The organism is Psychrobacter sp. CX10 (assembly GCF_057621575.2).
Genome location: NZ_CM177736.1, coordinates 2,012,261 through 2,031,636 on the forward strand (window position 1 = coordinate 2,012,261; position 19,376 = coordinate 2,031,636).

Annotated in this window: 15 protein-coding genes; 10 read left to right on the forward strand and 5 right to left on the reverse strand. The window is 39.3% G+C overall.

Annotated elements, in window-relative coordinates; genetic code table 11:
- The first annotated feature begins 128 nt into the window (after nucleotides 1-128).
- From dinB to AC21OH_RS08160, 3 genes are all read left to right on the forward strand, one after another.
- Nucleotides 129-1,241, forward strand: coding sequence for a DNA polymerase IV (gene dinB, locus AC21OH_RS08150; RefSeq protein ID WP_487371377.1), 1,113 nt, complete (start codon nucleotides 129-131; stop codon nucleotides 1,239-1,241).
- 105 nt (nucleotides 1,242-1,346) lie between these two features.
- Nucleotides 1,347-2,543, forward strand: coding sequence for a tRNA preQ1(34) S-adenosylmethionine ribosyltransferase-isomerase QueA (gene queA / locus AC21OH_RS08155; RefSeq protein ID WP_487371378.1), 1,197 nt, complete (start codon nucleotides 1,347-1,349; stop codon nucleotides 2,541-2,543).
- 51 nt (nucleotides 2,544-2,594) lie between these two features.
- Nucleotides 2,595-3,074 (forward strand): GAF domain-containing protein, encoded by a 480-nt coding sequence (locus tag AC21OH_RS08160; RefSeq protein WP_487371379.1) that lies wholly within the window; start codon nucleotides 2,595-2,597, stop codon nucleotides 3,072-3,074.
- Nucleotides 3,075-3,165: 91 nt separating this feature from the next.
- Here AC21OH_RS08160 and tgt read toward each other — a convergent pair whose 3' ends face one another.
- Nucleotides 3,166-4,317, reverse strand: coding sequence for a tRNA guanosine(34) transglycosylase Tgt (gene tgt / locus AC21OH_RS08165; RefSeq protein WP_486536703.1), 1,152 nt, complete (start codon nucleotides 4,315-4,317; stop codon nucleotides 3,166-3,168).
- Nucleotides 4,318-4,726: 409 nt separating this feature from the next.
- On the opposite strand from tgt, the gene AC21OH_RS08170 reads away from it, so the two are divergent.
- From AC21OH_RS08170 to infA, 5 genes are all read left to right on the forward strand, one after another.
- Nucleotides 4,727-6,673 carry a type IV pilus assembly protein FimV gene (locus AC21OH_RS08170; protein ID WP_487371380.1) on the forward strand — a complete coding sequence of 649 codons (1,947 nt, stop codon included), beginning with the start codon at nucleotides 4,727-4,729 and terminating at the stop codon, nucleotides 6,671-6,673.
- A 340-nt stretch (nucleotides 6,674-7,013) separates the two neighbouring features.
- The gene (locus tag AC21OH_RS08175; RefSeq protein WP_487371381.1) at nucleotides 7,014-8,558 is read left to right on the forward strand and encodes a FimV/HubP family polar landmark protein; all 1,545 of its coding nucleotides are present in this window, start codon (nucleotides 7,014-7,016) and stop codon (nucleotides 8,556-8,558) included.
- A 269-nt stretch (nucleotides 8,559-8,827) separates the two neighbouring features.
- Complete coding sequence (locus tag AC21OH_RS08180) at nucleotides 8,828-9,916, forward strand: asparaginase (protein WP_487371382.1); 1,089 nt, start codon at nucleotides 8,828-8,830, stop codon at nucleotides 9,914-9,916.
- 102 nt (nucleotides 9,917-10,018) lie between these two features.
- Nucleotides 10,019-10,885 carry a tRNA pseudouridine(38-40) synthase TruA gene (gene truA / locus AC21OH_RS08185; protein WP_487371383.1) on the forward strand — a complete coding sequence of 289 codons (867 nt, stop codon included), beginning with the start codon at nucleotides 10,019-10,021 and terminating at the stop codon, nucleotides 10,883-10,885.
- A gap of 180 nt (nucleotides 10,886-11,065) precedes the next feature.
- On the forward strand, nucleotides 11,066-11,290 hold the full coding sequence (gene infA / locus AC21OH_RS08190; protein WP_007395612.1) for a translation initiation factor IF-1: 225 nt from the start codon (nucleotides 11,066-11,068) through the stop codon (nucleotides 11,288-11,290).
- Between the two features lie 141 nt (nucleotides 11,291-11,431).
- On the opposite strand, the gene AC21OH_RS08195 is transcribed toward infA, so the two are convergent.
- The 4 genes from AC21OH_RS08195 to leuC all read right to left on the reverse strand — a co-directional run bounded on the left by AC21OH_RS08195 (nucleotide 11,432) and on the right by leuC (nucleotide 16,158).
- Complete coding sequence (locus AC21OH_RS08195) at nucleotides 11,432-12,535, reverse strand: L,D-transpeptidase family protein (protein ID WP_487371384.1); 1,104 nt, start codon at nucleotides 12,533-12,535, stop codon at nucleotides 11,432-11,434.
- A 291-nt stretch (nucleotides 12,536-12,826) separates the two neighbouring features.
- Nucleotides 12,827-13,936 carry a 3-isopropylmalate dehydrogenase gene (gene leuB / locus AC21OH_RS08200; protein WP_487371385.1) on the reverse strand — a complete coding sequence of 370 codons (1,110 nt, stop codon included), beginning with the start codon at nucleotides 13,934-13,936 and terminating at the stop codon, nucleotides 12,827-12,829.
- A gap of 82 nt (nucleotides 13,937-14,018) precedes the next feature.
- Nucleotides 14,019-14,681, reverse strand: a complete 663-nt coding sequence (gene leuD / locus AC21OH_RS08205) for a 3-isopropylmalate dehydratase small subunit (protein WP_487371386.1) — start codon at nucleotides 14,679-14,681, stop codon at nucleotides 14,019-14,021.
- Between the two features lie 37 nt (nucleotides 14,682-14,718).
- Nucleotides 14,719-16,158 (reverse strand): 3-isopropylmalate dehydratase large subunit, encoded by a 1,440-nt coding sequence (leuC, locus tag AC21OH_RS08210; protein ID WP_486536695.1) that lies wholly within the window; start codon nucleotides 16,156-16,158, stop codon nucleotides 14,719-14,721.
- Between the two features lie 229 nt (nucleotides 16,159-16,387).
- Between leuC and AC21OH_RS08215 the strand changes: the two genes are divergently transcribed.
- Together AC21OH_RS08215 and putP are read left to right on the forward strand one after the other, a co-directional pair.
- Nucleotides 16,388-17,290 carry a LysR family transcriptional regulator gene (locus tag AC21OH_RS08215; RefSeq protein ID WP_486536694.1) on the forward strand — a complete coding sequence of 301 codons (903 nt, stop codon included), beginning with the start codon at nucleotides 16,388-16,390 and terminating at the stop codon, nucleotides 17,288-17,290.
- Between the two features lie 306 nt (nucleotides 17,291-17,596).
- Nucleotides 17,597-19,093, forward strand: coding sequence for a sodium/proline symporter PutP (gene putP, locus AC21OH_RS08220; protein WP_487371561.1), 1,497 nt, complete (start codon nucleotides 17,597-17,599; stop codon nucleotides 19,091-19,093).
- Nucleotides 19,094-19,376 lie beyond the last annotated feature (283 nt).

A 19,376-nucleotide genomic window follows, 5' to 3' on the forward strand; every position in this document is an offset into this window, starting at 1 on the left:
ATGTTAGAGGGCATTGATATTAGTGGGCATTTAATTAATACCTCTTTTTTCTATGCCTGTTATAATGAGCCTATTGAGTAATAAACTTTTTACATTATCAAACCTACTCCTAATTTTATTCCTAATTAATGAATAATCATATCCCACCAGATGAATCTAAAGCATCTAAACCGCCTCAGCGCAAAATAATCCATCTAGATATGGATGCATTTTATGCCAGTGTCGAACAGCGTGATTTTCCTGAGCTGCGTGGTAAACCCTTAGTAGTAGGTGGAGATCCTAATGGACGCGGCGTAGTCGCTGCTGCCAGTTATGAAATACGCAAGTTTGGCGTCCGCTCTGCCATGTCATGTTATGAAGCGAAAAAACGCTGTCCTGAAGCGTTATTCGTACGTCCTCGATTTGATGTTTATCGACAAGTCAGTCAGCAGATTCGAGCAATTATGTTAAGCCTAACCGATCTAGTAGAGCCTTTGTCACTAGATGAGGCTTATCTAGATGTCACAGGTATACAAGAGCATCATGGATCAGCAACTTTAATGGCTAACTGGCTGCGTGAACAGATATATAATGAGACGCATCTTAGAGCCTCAGCAGGGGTCTCGTTTAGTAAGATGTTGGCAAAGATAGCCTCTGATATTAATAAACCTAACGGTATTGCAGTCATTACGCCTAAGCAAGCAAATGACTTTATTGCCAGTTTGCCCATCGAGCGTTTTCACGGTATCGGTAAAGCCACTGCTAGACGTTTGCACGAAATGGGGATTTATACAGGAGCAGACTTAAAAGCTCAGCCCGTTGAGGCGCTCGTGCAAGAATTTGGTAAACGTGGTCGCTTCTATTCGGAAATCGCACATGGCAACGACACTCGTCCGGTAAAGGCAGAACGTAAGCACAAATCAGTAGGTAGTGAGACCACCTTTCGCGATAATATTAGTGATACCGAAAGTTTACTGGTGCAAATTTTTGAGCAGAATGCTGATGCTTTTTCTGACCTTGTTGCCAAAGAACGTTTAGGTCACACCATTACATTGAAGATCAAATATTCTGATTTTCATCAAATAACTCGCTCTCACACTTTACATACGCCCTTTCCAACCGCTGAATCAGCTCATTATTGGTTACGAAAACTGCTTGATGATGTGCCCCGTCACTTACCGATTCGTTTAGTAGGTGTCACTTATTCAAACCTAACTACCCCTGATTCTATTAACACTCAGCCAGATTTGTTTGGCCTGTAGTTCAGGTAAAATAATTTATTTCTGTTAAACTGTTATCCACTTTAAGCAAGCAATATTTTGCACCTATCCTATTCTATCCTTTCAATAACACAGTTATAGTTACTTATGAGCCAATCAAACCATACCTCTGACCCTGTAGAACCAAATAACGCCCGTAATGACGATAATATTACCGGTCACTATTTAAGTGTGGAAGATTATGATTATGATCTGCCAGATGATTACATCGCTCGCTATCCTTTAGATCAGCGTAGTGCATCTCGGCTCATGTATGTTCCAGCACAACAAACCAGTCAGTTTGAGATTCAAGACAAACAGTTTGCCCAATTGCCTGAGTTACTAAATGCCGGCGATCTTATCGTTTTTAATGATACCAAAGTAATGAAAGCGCGTCTATTTGGTCAAAAAGATACGGGCGGTAAAGTCGAGGTTTTGGTTGAACGTTTAACCGCTGAAGAGCAGTTTGCTAAAGATGCAGCGGGACAAAACCATATCAATGTGGCACTGTGTCATGTACGTGCCAGCAAGGCCCCTAAACTTGGTCAGACTTTACTTTTAGCAAATGGCGATATCGAATGCCAGATGATAGGCCGTCATAAGAATCTATTTATTTTAAGTTTTAAAAACCCAATACTTCCTGACTTAGAACAGTATGGTGAACTGCCTATTCCGCCCTACTTTGAGCGTCATGCGGATGAAACTGATAACGTACGCTACCAAACTGTGTTTCATGACCCAGCTAAGCTGGCTAGTGTCGCAGCCCCGACCGCTAGCTTACATTTTGATGATAAAGTCTTTGATAAGCTTGCGACTAAAGGTATTAATACTGCTTATGTGACTTTGCATGTCGGCGCAGGTACTTTTGCTCCTGTTAAGACTGACAACTTACTTAATCATACCATGCACAGTGAATATGCCAATCTGCCGCAGAATACGGCTGACTTAATTAACCAAACCCATAAAAATGGCAATAAGGTCATCGCTATCGGTACGACAGTCACTCGCGTCTTGGAAACCGCTTATCAAAAAACCGCTGATGAAAACGGAAATATCTCGTCTTGGGTAGGAGATACGGATATCTTTATTTATCCAGGCTTCAAATTTGGCGTGATTGATACCTTACTGACCAACTTTCACTTACCTAAGTCTACCCTATTAATGCTCGTCTCTGCTTTTGCTGGTAAAAAAAATATTGAGCAAGCCTACCAACACGCTATTGAGCAAAAATATCGTTTCTTTAGTTATGGGGATGCTATGCTATTAGAGCGTAATCATAACTGGCTTAAAAAGCAGGGCTTGTAAGAGGTGTTATTTGTCCCAATTATAGGGCAAAGTGTTAAATAAGAGAGAGATATGCATACCATTATCCCTATTAATTCTTCAGCAAATAAAGCTGAAAAATACGAGCTATTAATTAAACAAGCTGAAGCTATATTAAGCAGCGAAAGTGATTTAATTGCTAATATGGCCAATCTGACAGCATTGCTAAAAGAGACATTCGGATGGTTTTGGATTGGTTTTTATCGGGTTGATAAAACCTCTGATCAGCTAATCCTTGGTCCATTTCAAGGACCTTTAGCATGTACGCGTATTAATAATGGTAAAGGCGTTTGCGGGGAAGTTTGGGCATCAAAATCAACCCAGATCGTCTCTGATGTCAATACCCATCCCAATCATATTGCTTGCTCCCCACTATCTCAGTCTGAAATTGTAATCCCTATTAAAGACACCTCAAATGAGGTCATTGCTGTACTCGATATAGATTCTGATCAATTAGCAACTTTCGATGAGGTGGACGCTAGGTATTTAGAAAAATTGGTCGGGTTACTTTAATAAGTAATTAGTTCTTTACGTCTGTTTTTATGTCCGAAGTAAAGAAGACAGAGCTCTTGGCTCTGCCTTCTTGGTATTTACTGAGGTTTGACTATTTAAGCTCAAGGGGTGGTACATCCTGACCTCGTTTGTGATAAAAGTCTGCTACGAAGTCATCAAATCTATCTTCATCAATCGCATCGCGAATACCCTGCATTAACCGCTGATAATAGCGAAGATTGTGGATGGTAGCCAATTGAGCACCCAGCATTTCTTTACACTTATTAAGATGATACAAATAAGCGCGGCTAAAGTTTTCACAGCAGTAGCAATCGCATTCTGGGTCAAGTGGACCCTGATCTTCGCGGTATTGACTGTTGCGGATACGAACGATACCTTGGTTGTCTTCATTACCCGTTACAAAGTAATGACCATTCCGTGCATTACGCGTCGGCATCACACAGTCAAACATATCTACACCGCGGCGCACGGCTTCTAAAATATCTTCAGGCTTGCCCACACCCATTAAGTAGCGAGGTTTATCTGCTGGCATCAGCTCTGGCATATAATCCAAAACTTCAATCATCTCATCTTTTGGTTCACCGACTGATAATCCGCCAATAGCATACCCATCAAAACCTATATCTAGCAAGCCCTCCATTGATTGACGGCGTAAGTCTTGGTACATACTACCTTGGACAATACCAAATAAAGCATTGGTGTTGCTAAGCTTTTTGTGTTCATCCACACAGCGCTGACCCCAACGTAAGGATAGCTCCAGAGATTTTTGTGCCTCACTAAAGGTAGCTGGATAAGGGGTACATTCATCGAACTGCATGACGATATCAGAGTTTAACGAATACTGGATTTGCATAGACTTTTCGGGTGATAAAAAAACTTTAGCGCCATCAATTGGTGATTTGAACGCGACACCTTCTTCGGTAATCTTACGCATGGCGCCAAGGCTAAATACTTGGAATCCACCAGAATCAGTTAAAATAGGCTTATTCCAATTCATAAACTGATGCAGACCGCCAAATTTGTCAATGATTTGCGTACCTGGACGTAACCATAAATGAAAAGTATTGCCCAAAATAATATCGGCTCCAATAGCTTCGATATCTCGTGGTAGCATACCTTTGACAGTGCCATAAGTGCCTACGGGCATGAATGCTGGGGTTCTAATTTCGCCATGAGCTACAGAAACAGTACCTCGACGTGCGCGTGATTCACCCGTCGCAGTTTTGTGTAAAGTGAATTGCATAGAGTTAACTCAGAATATCTTATTAATAAATAGACTTATCATTATACCACTACCAAGATTTAAACAGAATGTTATTCCCCTAGCCACCTACTCACTTATCCCTTTATTATTTTATCCATACTCATATCTGGGCTGATTTTTACATTCTTGACAAAAAATTTTAAAAACTGGATAAGTTTTTTAAAAATTTAGTAGCAATCCAGCGTGTACTTTGGTATAAAAGCAGTAGCACTTTTACAAACTAGATACATTTTATGGTTCAATTTTTATTTAGAAATATAATAAGAACAGTTCTCATAATCTAAATAAATACGAGTCAATTAATTGTCCAATTATCTGTAACGACTATTATAGTCGACTGATATTGAGCACAAAAGCGGTGTTAAATGTTACAGGGATAAGAATTGTTATGGCACGGCACTCAAAGCTACGTACACAATTAGCAATTGCTTCTGTAGGCATGTCAATATTATTGGTCGCGCAATCTAGCAATGCGGCGACTATTGGGCAAACTCACATTCATTCTGCTCAAAATGAGCCGCTGCTAGCCAGCATTGATATCAGCGATATCAATCCAAAAGACTTTTCAGTCAGTATTGCCAGTAGCTCTATATATCAACAAATGGGGCTCGATGATGACACCCCTATCAAAGTTGAGTTTGTTCAAAAATCTGCGCGCAGTGGTGCGTTGGTTCTTACTTCTAGTGACTCAATATCTGAGCCTTTTGCCGATGTTGTGCTCATTGTAAATAATAAAGGGCTTACCAAATCTGTTCCAAAAACATTACTACTGCCGCTAGATAATACAAACCGTCCAGTAAAAACTTTTGCTGACATTAGCACGCCGATATTTAACGCCTCTTCATTAAAGGCTTTTAATCCGTCTAAGTCTACGCACGTTAAATCTAGTCATAATAAAACTAGCACCTTTAAAACTAGCTCTATTAAAACAAGTCGACCTAAATCTAAAGCGTCTCAGCCGGTACAAGTTCGCTCCCCTTTATTTAACTCACCGTCTTACAGCACCTATCAAACTGACAACCTTATTCAGGCGGACGACTTTAAGCCGCTTACTGTGTCTAAGCATGTTAAGCCGCCCTCATTATTTAATCAGTCATCAACTGATAAGATAACCTCAGGCTTTTTAAGTCTGCCAGTTATGGTGAGCAGATCTGTTGAAGTGCGTCCATTAAAAATTAGAACGTCTACGCCGAACCGTAAGACAAGTTCAGCTGATACAATTTTAGCTGCTAATGTTTTAGTACGTTCACATCCTATAAAACATCCAAAGCCTTCTGAGCGCGCCGAACACTCAGAAATTTCAAATGATGTAGCTCTACAAGTAAATAACACGGCGCCTATCGACAACCACTCTTTTAGTGCTGATTCAGACTCTAATCAGCACCATCAAAGCGCTAGTATTAACAACATTATTAGCAACGCTTCGAACAACGCTTCGAACAACGCTTCCAACAATGCTACGAAAAGCGATCTGGTAAATGTTGTCATGCCAATAAGCGTGTCAACCCATAATATTGCGTTTTCTAAAGCTGATGAAAGTAGTCATAGTCCTTTTGAAAATAACTCAGTTGTTAACATAGCTCATGACAATCTATCAGCAAGCGGGTATCAACCCTTAGCTATATCAGCTCAAAAGCCGCCTTCATTATTTGATGATAGTATTCAATTTGATGAGTATACCCATTCTTCAAGCCCCGTGCTAATGGCAAGCATTGAATCGGTCATAGTAGATAATGAAGAGGTAAATAATGGACAGGATACACAATCGTTTGAACCGCTAATAGTCCGCTCTAAAGCGCCTCCACCTTTATTTAATATTACAGAAGATATAGATGTAACCCCACCGCTTAATGATGTTTTAGATAATAACGATGATGTATTATTAGCAGTCAATAAGTCAGTAAATGGTGATGACTATTTTGCTTCTTCTGATTCGCTAAGTTTATCTACAATTGATCCCTTAGCACAAGTTAAGGTTGCCAATTCAGCGCTGCAAGATTTATATGAGCCTTCTTCAAATTTAGAAAATTTAAACTCGGATGTAGAGATAGCGGCGCCACGGTTTGAATCAGAACCAATACTTGTCGTAACTGAAAAGCGCACTGTTTTAAATTTAGAGGACGATTATCCTATTGAGGAAGACACATCGATAATAACCGTGCGACAGCCTAATAGTATTGAAGCCATTTTGAATTCTGTGAACGATGATTCTGCTATAACCAGTGACCAAGATGAGGTGCTCATAAGCTCAAACAAAAATATCACTGAAATAACTCAATTACCTACGTCCATGGCTTTAGAAGCCTCACTGTCTAGTCCAATCTATCATTTCTAGTTACAATCAGTCACAATCGAATTATGGCTTTATACCTAATAGATTGATCCATAAATGATTGATATTAAATAGACTGATACCGAATAGATTGACTAGTGCTAGTCTAGATACTGCAAAAATTACGTATCTTTGCTAATCTATAACCATTTATAAGATTATGTTAATGTATTATAGTTTGCATAGGGTCATGTATTCGATCTGAATCGTACTAAATTAGTTCTAAACACTGTCATTAGTTTTAAACGCTATATAAATTGACGCTTCATTCAAAAAACTTTCAAATCGTCTGCTATAGTAACCTTATATAATCGTTACCATTATATGAGACGAGGGATTACATATGTCTATAAGAGTTATAACTTTTATTGTTTTGATTGCTCTACTTGCACTATTAGTATTCATAATGCTGCGAAATAACCGATCAATACGTAAAGATGAAGACTTACTTCTCTCGCCTTCTGCACCCACGCGCCCACCCAAACAAGAAATCAATTATCTGGATAGTGCTCAAGAGATGATTGAGCAGCAGCGCTATGATGATGCCATTCTTGAATTAAAAATAGGGGCACGTAAACAACCTGATAATGACGCCATTACGCTTAAATTATTAAAAGTATATGCGCTGGTTAAAAAACCGCATGAATTTAATACGCTGTACAAACGTTTGATTGTCCATTCAAATCCTGAAATAGTAAAAGAAGCCAATCAAATAAAGGATATGATGGATGAAGAGAATCGACTGTCTTCACCAAATTCTTTAACCTCCCACTACTCCGATATACCTTCTACGCCTTCTATTCACTACACACATGCTGATTCAACTAATATTGAAAGTGCAGATAGCATAGATAGTACTTATATAGATAGTACAGATAGTATAGATAGAGATAGTACAGATAACTTATCATCTTCCTTAAATGAGAAACATGATGATATAGCTGATACTGCTAATTTTACTGACAACGTTCATACTAAGCAGCCTATCGCAAACACTGACCCTTCTCTTCAAAGTAGTGATGATGATATTGATTGGCAGATACATACCAATGACTCAGATCAAGCGCGCAATAACTATCAGCATCAAGATCAAGATCAAAACGATGAACAAAATTTATCAAGTGAAGATGCGGCTGAGTTTGATTTAGCGGAACTCGAGAAAAGTATAGAAGAGACTACTTTAGAGGGCCCTATAGAACAAGATATAGGTAATACAGATCTTGAAAACTTAGAGTTTAATTGGGATGACGATTCTGAGACGCTCGATGCGACTGATACGCAGTACGCTGTTTCGCAGACATCTGATAGCTCAGACACCAACGATATAATTGTAGATGAAACAGACTTAAAAGAAACAGATTTACTAAAATCGGTTACAGAGAATACGGCAAAGTTAGAAGATATAAGTAAGCCTGACGATAATGATATAGAATTTGATAGCCTTGAATCAGAAACCCTTGAATTAGATCATTCTAAGACAGCTAGCTATGATGCCGATGATATAAAGTTAGAGAGCACTGACGCCAAAACAAGTGTAGACGATACTACTTTAGATCCTCAAGCAGAACAAATTGATTCAACTGACTTTGATACCTCATCAGAATTAGACGAGCTTGATTCAGAAGATATTGAAGACGAAATAACTTCCGATGCGTCAGAATCTCCGGTAGATCTTGAAGATAGTGCTGTTGATATTACTAATGATATGCCAACGTTTGATGGTGTAAAAGATATTGACAGCTCGCAATTGACTTTGGATTTAGCGGAGCAGTATTTAGAAGTAGGAGAATATGATGGTGCTAAACGTTTGGTAAAAGAAGTTATTGAAGGTAAAGCTACGGATGCACAAAAAGAAACAGCCAAAAAGATTTTAGATAGCTTGTATTAGCCATCCAACAATTATGAGGGTTATTACTGTCTATCTATTGTTAAGTAATTATGGCCTCAAATAGATTATACTCATCATTTAGATAGTAGGTCTATACTTAAAGACGCTATACTTAGACATGGACAGGCAATTCAATTATCATTATATATACTCATAAGGTATGAAGCTTAGGCCTCATACCTTTTTTTATTTGAATCGCTTTGTTTCTTTAAATAGAGCGGTATAATGCATTATTTAAATTCAGAAACAACCTACCAATAGATCAAATTATGACCAACAAAGATTCACGCTTAATAAATACGTTAGCCGATCAAGCTAATCCTAATAAGGTAAAGCTTATTTATACTGGAGGTACTTTTGGAAGCTATGGTAAACCTTTAACAACGCTACCCGCTGACACCTTCTTACCCCTTTTAATAGATAAAATCCATCAAAATTTAAATACGAATATAGAGTCGATTGCAAATGACTGTGTAAAGGACAGTAGCCAACTCAATCCTGTTGATTTCACCCATTTTTTTAAGCTGATATTAGATCAATATGCAGAAGGAAATCGTCAATTTGTTCTCATAACTGGGACAGACACCTTAAGTTATTTGGGTGCGTTCTTAGCAGAAGCCTTTGCAGGTTCAGATATCTGTATTGTCTTAACTGCCAGTATGCGTCCACTGTTCGACACCAATGATATCTATGATTACAAGATTGATCCTAATAGTGACGCTTGGGGTAATTTATCCGAAGCAGTTGGACTAGCAACCTATGGGGAACCAGGTGTCATCATCACATTCTCAGGTGAAACCTGGCCGGCCCAAACGGTGCAGAAAATTCATAGTCATGACCTAATGGCGTTTACCGGTCATAGCCGTGCAGGCTATCCAGCCAATTCTTATACCAAAATCCTACCAGCTGCACGGCGTGAAAACTGGATTGAAGATACTCAAGAGAAATTGACTCAAATAAGTACTGCATCAAAGTCAATAGTTATACCGACACTCTATTGCGTCCCAAATGATGTCGAGTGGTTAAACACTCAACTTAATACATTGTTAGATGTATCTCCAACAGGTATTATTCTATTAGGATTTGGTACGGGAAATATACCTTACAGCGAGACTGTGGCGCAAACTATGGATACTTTATATCAACGTGGCCATATATTAGTCTGTTCCACTCAGTGCCCTTACGGGGGTGTGAACGACGCTTATGCAGCAGGCAGTTGGCAATATGATCACCATGTACTGTCTGCGGGTCGTCTGACAATTGCTGCTGTATATGCTCGATTGTTATGGCTTCATTTAGCCTTCGATACCCCAGCACGTAGGCGTCAACGCTGGACTTATAGTGTAGGGAAGGTATAGCTCATAAAAGCTAGTATTAATTTAGACTCATCGATAGGAGTCTGCTGCATCGCGTAATATGATAATTGGTAGTCATTTTTTAACAAGTAGGTCAAATGAATAATGAATTCTGATGTTTTTTCAAATAGATCTAATGACTTTCAACCGCACAGTCAGGCTGACACCCAAACTAAAACCTACGCATTAGGTATTGAGTTTGTTGGATCAAATTATCGAGGATGGCAAAGACAACAAGAAGTACTGTGCGTACAACAAGTGGTGGAAGAAGCCATAAGCAAGATCGCTAACGAAAAAGTCGAAGTCGTTGCAGCTGGGCGAACCGATGCTGGCGTGCATGGGGGAAACATGATAGCGCACTTTAAAACGAGTGCAGATCGCGGGATTTATAACTGGTTACGTGGTACTAATAGTATATTACCGGGTGATATCGCCATACGCTGGCTACAGCCAATGCCACATGATTTTCACGCTAGATTTAATGCTATAGCACGTCGTTACCGATACATCACCTTAAATCAACCTCAGCGTCCGGCCATGCTGAATCATATGGTGACACATATTCATGAACCTTTGAACGTTACAAACATGCAAAACGCTGCCGATTATATTCAAGGTACGCATGATTTTAGTAGTTTTAGGGCTGCCGCGTGTCAGTCGAATCAACCTATCCGAAACATTCACCATGCCAAATTGTTCGAGCACGGTCAGTTTTTAGTATTGGATATCAAAGCAGATGGCTTTTTACATCATATGGTAAGAAACTTGATGGGGACACTATATGCCATAGGTAAAGGCGAGATGGAAACCAGTGATTATTTAAGAATTTTGCATGCTAAAGATAGAACCATTGCACCCCCTACCGCTGCGCCTGATGGACTATACTTCATTAACGCCTATTATCCAGAGCCTTTGCAAGCATTGTTACCGCAACTGCCATTAACCCCTCAATGGTTAAATTTACCTAGCTAACTAACCTCTGCCTAACTGCTTAACTGTCTAACCCTAAATTGAACATTAAACTCTTATTTATCAAACAGCTTAAGAAATTAAATATACAATTGACACACATAGCATAATTTGCTTAAATCTTTAATTTTACGTATAATAATGACCTAAATTTTCATTCGTAACGGGTTAACCCAAATAATTATGGCAAAAAAAGACGATATTATTGAATTTGAAGGTGAAGTCATTGACACCCTTCCTAATACATTATTTAAAGTACGCCTTGAAAATGGGCATGAAATCATTGCTCATATCTCGGGTAAAATGCGTAAGCACTATATCCGTATCTTGACGGGTGATAAAGTTAAAGTTGAAATGACACCTTATGATTTATCAAAAGGTCGTATTACCTATCGTGGTAAGACTTAATATATCTGATTTATTGTAAAGTAAATGGTCTATATATATGGCCAAATAAAACCGCTCCTTATAAAGAGCGGTTTTTTAGTTTTTAAGATCAATTTGATAGCTTGTCGTTCCTATATATACTTTATCGTACCTATATATACCTTATCTGAATTCAACAGTTGCATCATCATCTATTGTACCCAATAATGCCAATGCATCCCAATTGGTCAGACGCACACAACCTGCTGACGCTTGACGACTGATACGTTCTGGATCAGGTGAGCCATGTATACCATACGAGGGTTTTGTTAATCCAATCCATACTAGTCCTACTGGGTTGTTAGGACCAGGCGGAATTATCACCTGTCCACCATTATTATCTGAATACGTATAGTTTGGCTCATGTACCTTAACTTCTACTTTATGCGTTCCAGAAGGTGACGGGGTGGCCGTACTACCGACGGTAGTCGGATAGCTGGCAACCAATTTACCATAACTATCAAAAGCGAATAACGTTTGAGTATTCTTATCAGCTATTACTCGGCTAACTGCGGTTGTATTAGGATCGCCAGGGTTATATACAGTCAATGTTTCCCCTGCTGTGAAACTTGCATTAGGATTGAGCACTTTTAGATACTTTAAACTCATATGAAATTTTTCAGCGATAGCCTCTGGCACACTTTCATAATACATTCCTTCAAGGTTGCCTTTCGCTTGGGCTCCTGCTGGTATATTTGTGGTTTTAATATTCACATCTGAGTTCTTGAGCGTATAATTTACCAATACTGGCTGCTCTGCAATGCTGCTATTACTATTTAACGCATCCCATGTTTCTTGGTTTAAGTTATTAGTCTGCTGTAGCCCATTAGCCTTTTGGAACGCTTGCATTGCTTTTCGTGTATTTTTCCCCCAATACCCATCAATAGCGCCGACGCCATGATTATTCCAGTTAAGCAAAGCTTGTAACTTTGTTCCGACCGTACGATTAATATCCTCACCTGCTTTCCATGAGCTATTATTAACTTTTTGTGCAGTTTCAGATAGATTGTTGGTGGAATACTTGATGGTAGGCAATATATCATTTAGCGTTGTACTGACAGAGTCACTGCCTTCAATTTTTTGGCTAATCCCGCCTTGTGCAGTAGCCAACCCGGATAATAAAGAAGCGCATGCAAACGCAAGTGTCTTTTTAGCTAATTGTTTTTTAAAAATATGTGCTTTATGAATATGTGACTGATATTGGTTGTATATATTATTAATAGACATTCAATTTTCCTCAAGGTTACTATATTTATTGGCGCTTAAAGCTAATTATATAATTATATGTTTCGTTATATTTTTAATGTATATTAACTTGAAAGGCTTTCTTAGATAAATTGTACAAGCGTAAAGCTATGCTAACTTATGTACCTCATCTTTGTATTTAATTATAATTACAAAACTGCGTTATCTATAACCAATCATGTGATACAAAAAGGTCGGAATATTGCTAATATTCCGACCTTATCAATTATAGACACCACAGTTCGGTTAAATTTAAGATAGCCGACTTTTACATTAGATAGCTGTTAATTTAGACAATACCGCTTCACCCATTTGTGTGCAGCCGACTAGATTCAAACCGGACTCATCTTCATCCATGATGTCTGCAGTACGTAGGCCATCATCAAGAACATCGCTGACCGCTTGTTCTATAGCTAATGCAGAATCTTCATGCTTAAAGGTATAACGCAACATCATAGCAACCGATAAAATTGTTGCTAAAGGATTGGCTTTATCTTGTCCTGCTATATCTGGCGCACTGCCATGGCAAGGTTCGTACATGCCTTTTCCTTGCTCATCTAAACTGGCTGATGGCAACATTCCAATAGAGCCTGTTAACATTGCAGCCTCATCAGATAAGATATCGCCGAACATATTACCCGTCACCATAACGTCAAATTGTTTCGGATTATTTACAAGCTGCATACAGGCGTTATCGGCATACATATGACTGAGCGCCACATCGCTATATTCAGCTTCCTGAAGCTTAATCATTGTCTGCTTCCAAAGCTCAGTAACTTCTAGCACATTGGCTTTGTCAATTGAACAGACTTTTGCAGGTACGCCTTTGGCTTTAGCACGTACTTTCGCTAAATTAAAAGCCACTTTACCAATACGCTCAATCTCAGAGGTTTTGTAAACCATGGTGTTGTAGCCTTGCTGCTCACCATTATCAAGTGTACGAATGCCGCGCGGCTCGCCAAAATATATGCCACCCGTCAGCTCACGCACAATCAATAAGTCAAGACCTGATATAACCTCAGGCTTTAGACTTGAGGCATTCACTAGCTGCGGATATAACTTAGCAACACGTAAGTTTGCAAACAGTCCTAATGCGCTACGAATTTGTAATAACCCGCGCTCAGGACGGATACTACGTTCAATTCCATCCCATTTTGGTCCACCAACAGCGCCTAATAATATGGCATCTGCTGCTACCGCTTTCTCAAGCGTATCCTCTGGTAAGGGCACACCCGCTCTATCAATAGCAGCGCCGCCCAAATCCCCTTCTTCAAGCGTCAAGCCTAACTCAAATTTATCATTCACAGCTTTAAGTACATTCACGGCTTGAGTCATGATTTCAGGGCCAATGCCATCGCCTGCTAAAGTTAATACGGTCGCCATATAGTGTTTTCCTAATTTATCGTTTTAAGTTTGATATTTATTTCAGCTAATTATGATCGGGTTCAGCTTATTAAGAGTTAGTTTAAGCCTTCACGTCGTTGAAAATCCAAGGTGTTTTTTGTTTCATTTTCTCTTCATACGCTCTAATAGCGTCTTCTTGTTGCAAAGTCAGACCAATATCATCAAGACCATTAAGCAAACAGTGCTTGCGAAACTCGTCGACTTCGAATGGAAATTCCTTACCTTCAGGAGTCACTACAACTTGACGCTCAAGGTCAGCGGTTAATTCATAGCCTTCATTTGCAAAGCACGCTTCAAATAATTCATCTACTTGTTCTTCAGGTAAAACAATAGGTAACATGCCATTTTTGAAGCAGTTGTTATAAAAAATATCTGCAAAACATGGCGCAATCACAGTACGAAACCCATATTCTGATAAAGCCCAAGGTGCATGTTCACGACTTGATCCACAGCCAAAGTTATGGCGAGCCAATAATATTATCGCATCTTTGTAACGGGGTTTATTTAATACAAAGTCTGGGTTGATAGGACGTTTGCTTTGATCTTGTCCCCCATTTATAGAAGGTACACCTTCATCTAAATAGCGCCAATCATCAAATAAGTTAACGCCAAATCCAGTACGTTTAATAGATTTTAAAAATTGCTTTGGGATAATTTGGTCAGTATCGACGTTTGAGCGATCAAGTGGACAAACAATACCTGTTTGGGTGTTATAAGCTTGCATAATATTTCCTTTTAAATATTTTTTATTAGCTATGGGATTAAAACGTTCTAACATCCACAAAGTGACCCGCCAATGCTGCTGCCGCTGCCATCGCAGGACTTACCAAATGGGTACGACCGCCATTGCCTTGACGACCTTCAAAGTTACGGTTGGAGGTCGAGGCACAGTGCTCACCTGGCTCAAGCTTGTCAGCATTCATTGCCAAACACATAGAGCAGCCAGGCTCGCGCCATTCAAAGCCCGCCTCAACAAACACCTTATCTAAACCCTCTTCTTCAGCTTGCTGTTTAACTTGTCCAGACCCTGCGACTACTATCGCCTCTTTTACATTATCTGCCACAGTACGACCTTTTATGACTGAGGCGGCAGAACGTAAATCTTCGATACGAGAATTGGTGCAAGAGCCGATAAAGATTCGGTCTAGGTTAATATCAGTAATCGCTTGATCCGGTTTAAGACCCATATACTCATAAGCGCGCTCCCACGCCTCACGCTGAACGTCGTCTTGAGCATCCGCTAAAGTGGGTATATGGTCAGTCACATCGATCACCATTTCAGGTGACGTGCCCCAAGAGACTTGCGGTGCAATATGATTACCATCTATTTCAACCACAGCATCAAAATCAGCACCAGCATCGCTATGCAGTGTATGCCAATATTCTACCGCCTGCTCCCATTGTCCACCTTTTGGCGCATAGGGACGGCCCTTTACATATTCAATAGTCGTATTATCGACGGCTACCATTCCCACGCGCGCGCCTGCCTCAATTGCCATATTACAGACGGTCATGCGCCCTTCCATGCTCATATTCTCGAATACGTCGCCTGCAAATTCGATGGCATAACCGGTACCACCTGCCGTACCTATTTTGGCAATGATAGCTAATACCACATCTTTGGCAGTAACACCTTCACCAAGCGTACCATCCACTCGAATAAGCATGTTTTTTGACTTTTTTTGAACCAAACACTGCGTTGCTAAAACATGCTCAACTTCTGAGGTACCAATACCATGCGCAAGACAACCCAATGCGCCGTGAGTTGCAGTATGTGAGTCTCCGCACACCACGGTCATACCCGGCAATACAAGTCCTTGCTCTGGACCAACAACATGGACAATACCTTGACGGTCATCATTTATGGTAAATTCTGCAATATCGAATTTGGCACAGTTATCATCTAACGTTTTCACCTGTAAACGTGAAACTTGATCTTTAATACCGCTAACCCCTTCTAATCTTTCTTTGCGCACTGTTGGCACATTGTGATCAGGCGTGGCTATATTAGCTGATAAACGCCATGGTTCACGATTTGCCAAAGCCAAACCTTCAAATGCTTGCGGGCTTGTGACTTCGTGCAGCAAATGACGATCGATATATATAAGGCTTGATCCATCATCTCGTTGGGTGACCAAATGGGCATCCCACAATTTGTCATAAAGGGTTTTGGCTGTATTTATTGGCGATGCTATTGACATGGAAACTGTCCTTACTGGCTTATAAATTTAGGGAGTAAAGCGTATTATATTCAGAATTGAACGAATATATGTGATTTAAATTAAGCTTATATTATTGACTATTTAACTATTGTGATTATAACATTTAAGTAATATAATAATAATTGATGATTTTTATAAACTAGCAAACTTTATATTATATGTTTTTATTTATACCTATTATAAATACTAATTTCCTCATAGGAAGATTATGAATACTACGAATTTGATAACCTTTATTACGGTGATGCAAACGGGCAGCATATCTGGCGCTGCTGAGAAGCTTTTTATAACTCAGCCAGCGGTTAGCAAACGTATTAAGAATTTAGAAGATGAATTTAAGGTTACCTTATTTGATACTTTAGGACGTGGTATTGTTCCTACTGCAGCGGCGAATGAGCTACTACCGCATGCAAAAAGATGGTTAGATGATTATGATAATTTCAAGATTAATATTCAAAACTCTCAGCAAACGATATCTGGAAAATTAGTAATTGGTACGAGTCATCATATTGGACTGCACCATTTGCCACCCGTCTTAAAGCAGTTTATCCAAACCTACCCCTCCGTACAGTTAGAAGTTCACTTTGTGGATTCAGAAACTGCGCATAAATCTGTACTAGATGGCGAGTTGTCTCTGGCATTTTTGACCCTGCCGCCTGTATATGACAAACGCTTAACTTACTACACTCTATGGTCAGACCCCCTATTCTTCGTCACAGGTACATTGTCGAGTCTTGCACATAAAAATAAAGTTACTTTGGAGCAGTTGGCCCACTATTCAGCAATATTACCAGCAGCAAATACATTTACCAGCCAAATTACGCTCGCTGAGTTTGCCAAACAGAATCTTAAACCTTATGCCACAATGACTACCAATCCATTAGAATCTATTCGTATGTTAGTCTCTGTGGGATTAGGGTGGTCAGTATTACCCCAAACCTTGATCAACCAAGAGCTTGCCTGTATTGATATGGCAGATGATGAGCTTGAGCTTCAACGCCATCTAGGTGTAGTGATAAATCCAAGTCTTACTCGCTCGGCAAGCGTGGAAGCATTAATGCAGATGCTTGCGCCCATCAATCAGTTTAATGCACCAGTCGATAAAGAATAATTGTTTTTAGTAGTCGTTTACAATGATCTTTTTAAATGTCTGTTTTTAATAATCATGTCTAATAATGCCATTCGTAATTAAGCCTAACTTCCTATATAATGCTACCATATTGCCAAAAGTTAATAGAATGTAACTTGCTATATAGAGTTTAAAATCTATCTCATTTTGTTAAAGGTTAGGACTACTAATTAACGCTATTAAATCTCATTAACTTTTGTTGATACATTTTATCATCCTAATTAACCATTATGATAATCGCTACATAATGGTTTTTTTGTGTTTATAAATTATCATAAGGATTACTTTATGAATGGAGTATCTACTGGAGTTTTAATTTCTCTTGGCCTCTATTTCCTACTAATGATTGGTATTGGTATTTGGGCCTACTTTAAAGCCTCTAACGATTCGTCGGGTTATATGCTCGGTGGTCGAAACCTAAGTCCTGGTGTGGCTGCATTGTCTGCAGGCGCATCAGATATGTCTGGCTGGTTATTACTTGGATTACCAGGATATATGTATAGTTCCGGTGTGGTTAGCATTTGGATTGCATTGGGTCTTACCATTGGGGCATTCGCAAACTATCTATTGGTAGCACCCAGACTAAGGGTTTATACAGAAATCGCGGATAATGCCATTACCCTACCAGATTATTTCGCCAACCGTTTTGAAGACAAGTCTCACTTGCTAAGAGTGATATCTGCATTGGTTATTATATTATTTTTCACCGTATATACAGCAGCCAGTTTGGCCGGTGGAGGTAAGCTATTTGATAGTGCTTTAGGCATGTCCTATTCTTCAGGTCTATGGGTCACAGCGGGTGTTGTTGTTATCTATACACTATTTGGTGGCTTTTTAGCAGTATCTACGACCGACTTTGTGCAAGGTATTATCATGCTTTTTGCAATGATAATCGTGCCTATCGTTGCTTTTACTGACCTTGGTGGCATATCTAATACTACAAATGCTTTACGTAATATCGACCCAAGCTTATTAGATATATTTAGTGGTATGAGCTTTGTAGGTATTATCTCGCTAATGGCATGGGGTTTGGGTTATTTTGGTCAGCCTCACATTATTGTGCGTTTTATGGCCATTCGCTCTGTTAAAGATGTGCCAACGGCACGACGTATCGGTATGAGCTGGATGATTGTGAGTCTGATTGGTGCGCTACTAACAGGGTTTGCAGGCCGCGCTTATGTTCAAAAAACGGCAATGACTTTAGATGATCCGGAAACCATATTTTTAGTATTTACTAACTTTTTGTTCCATCCTCTAGTTTCTGGATTTTTACTCGCAGCAATTTTGGCAGCGATTATGAGCACAATCTCCTCCCAGTTACTTGTCGTATCCAGCTCTCTAACTCGTGACGTCTATAAGCTATTTTTTGATAAAGAAGCGTCAGAAGCACGTCAGGTTTTTGTCGGTCGTATCTCAGTGGTTTTAGTAGCAGTTGTGGCTATATTTTTGGCCCGAGACCCTGACAGCTCTGTTCTATCCTTGGTTTCTAATGCATGGGCAGGATTTGGTGCCGCATTTGGACCGCTGGTTATCATCAGTTTAATGTGGCGACGCATGAACCGTAATGGTGCCTTAGCAGGTATGTTAGTTGGCGCACTCACGGTTATCGCTTGGATTTATGGTGGATTTGAGACTGCTAATGGTGTTGCATTAAATGATTGGTTGTATGCCATCATTCCAGGCTTTATTTTAAGCTCCATTGCTATTGTGATAGTGAGTTTGGCAACACCAGAACCAAGTCCTCATATACAAGCTAGATTTAAAGAAATGGAAACGAATCTATAGTTTTAATAGTAAAATTCATTTTGTTAGGTATCGTTTTATTTAATACGCTTTGTTCAATATCTTTTTATTAAACAGCAATGTATTAAAGGTTACTGGATATAGTTAACAAATCTTTAAGCTGTAGAAATTTCAAGTTATAGACTATTGAGTTATATACTTCTAAGTTATCAAAATACCACGCAAATGTGCGTGGTATTTTTTTGCATGTATATCTTAATATTATGAGTATATCTTACGATTATTATTATCTATATAGCATTAACTTGTTAAATTACCATCATAT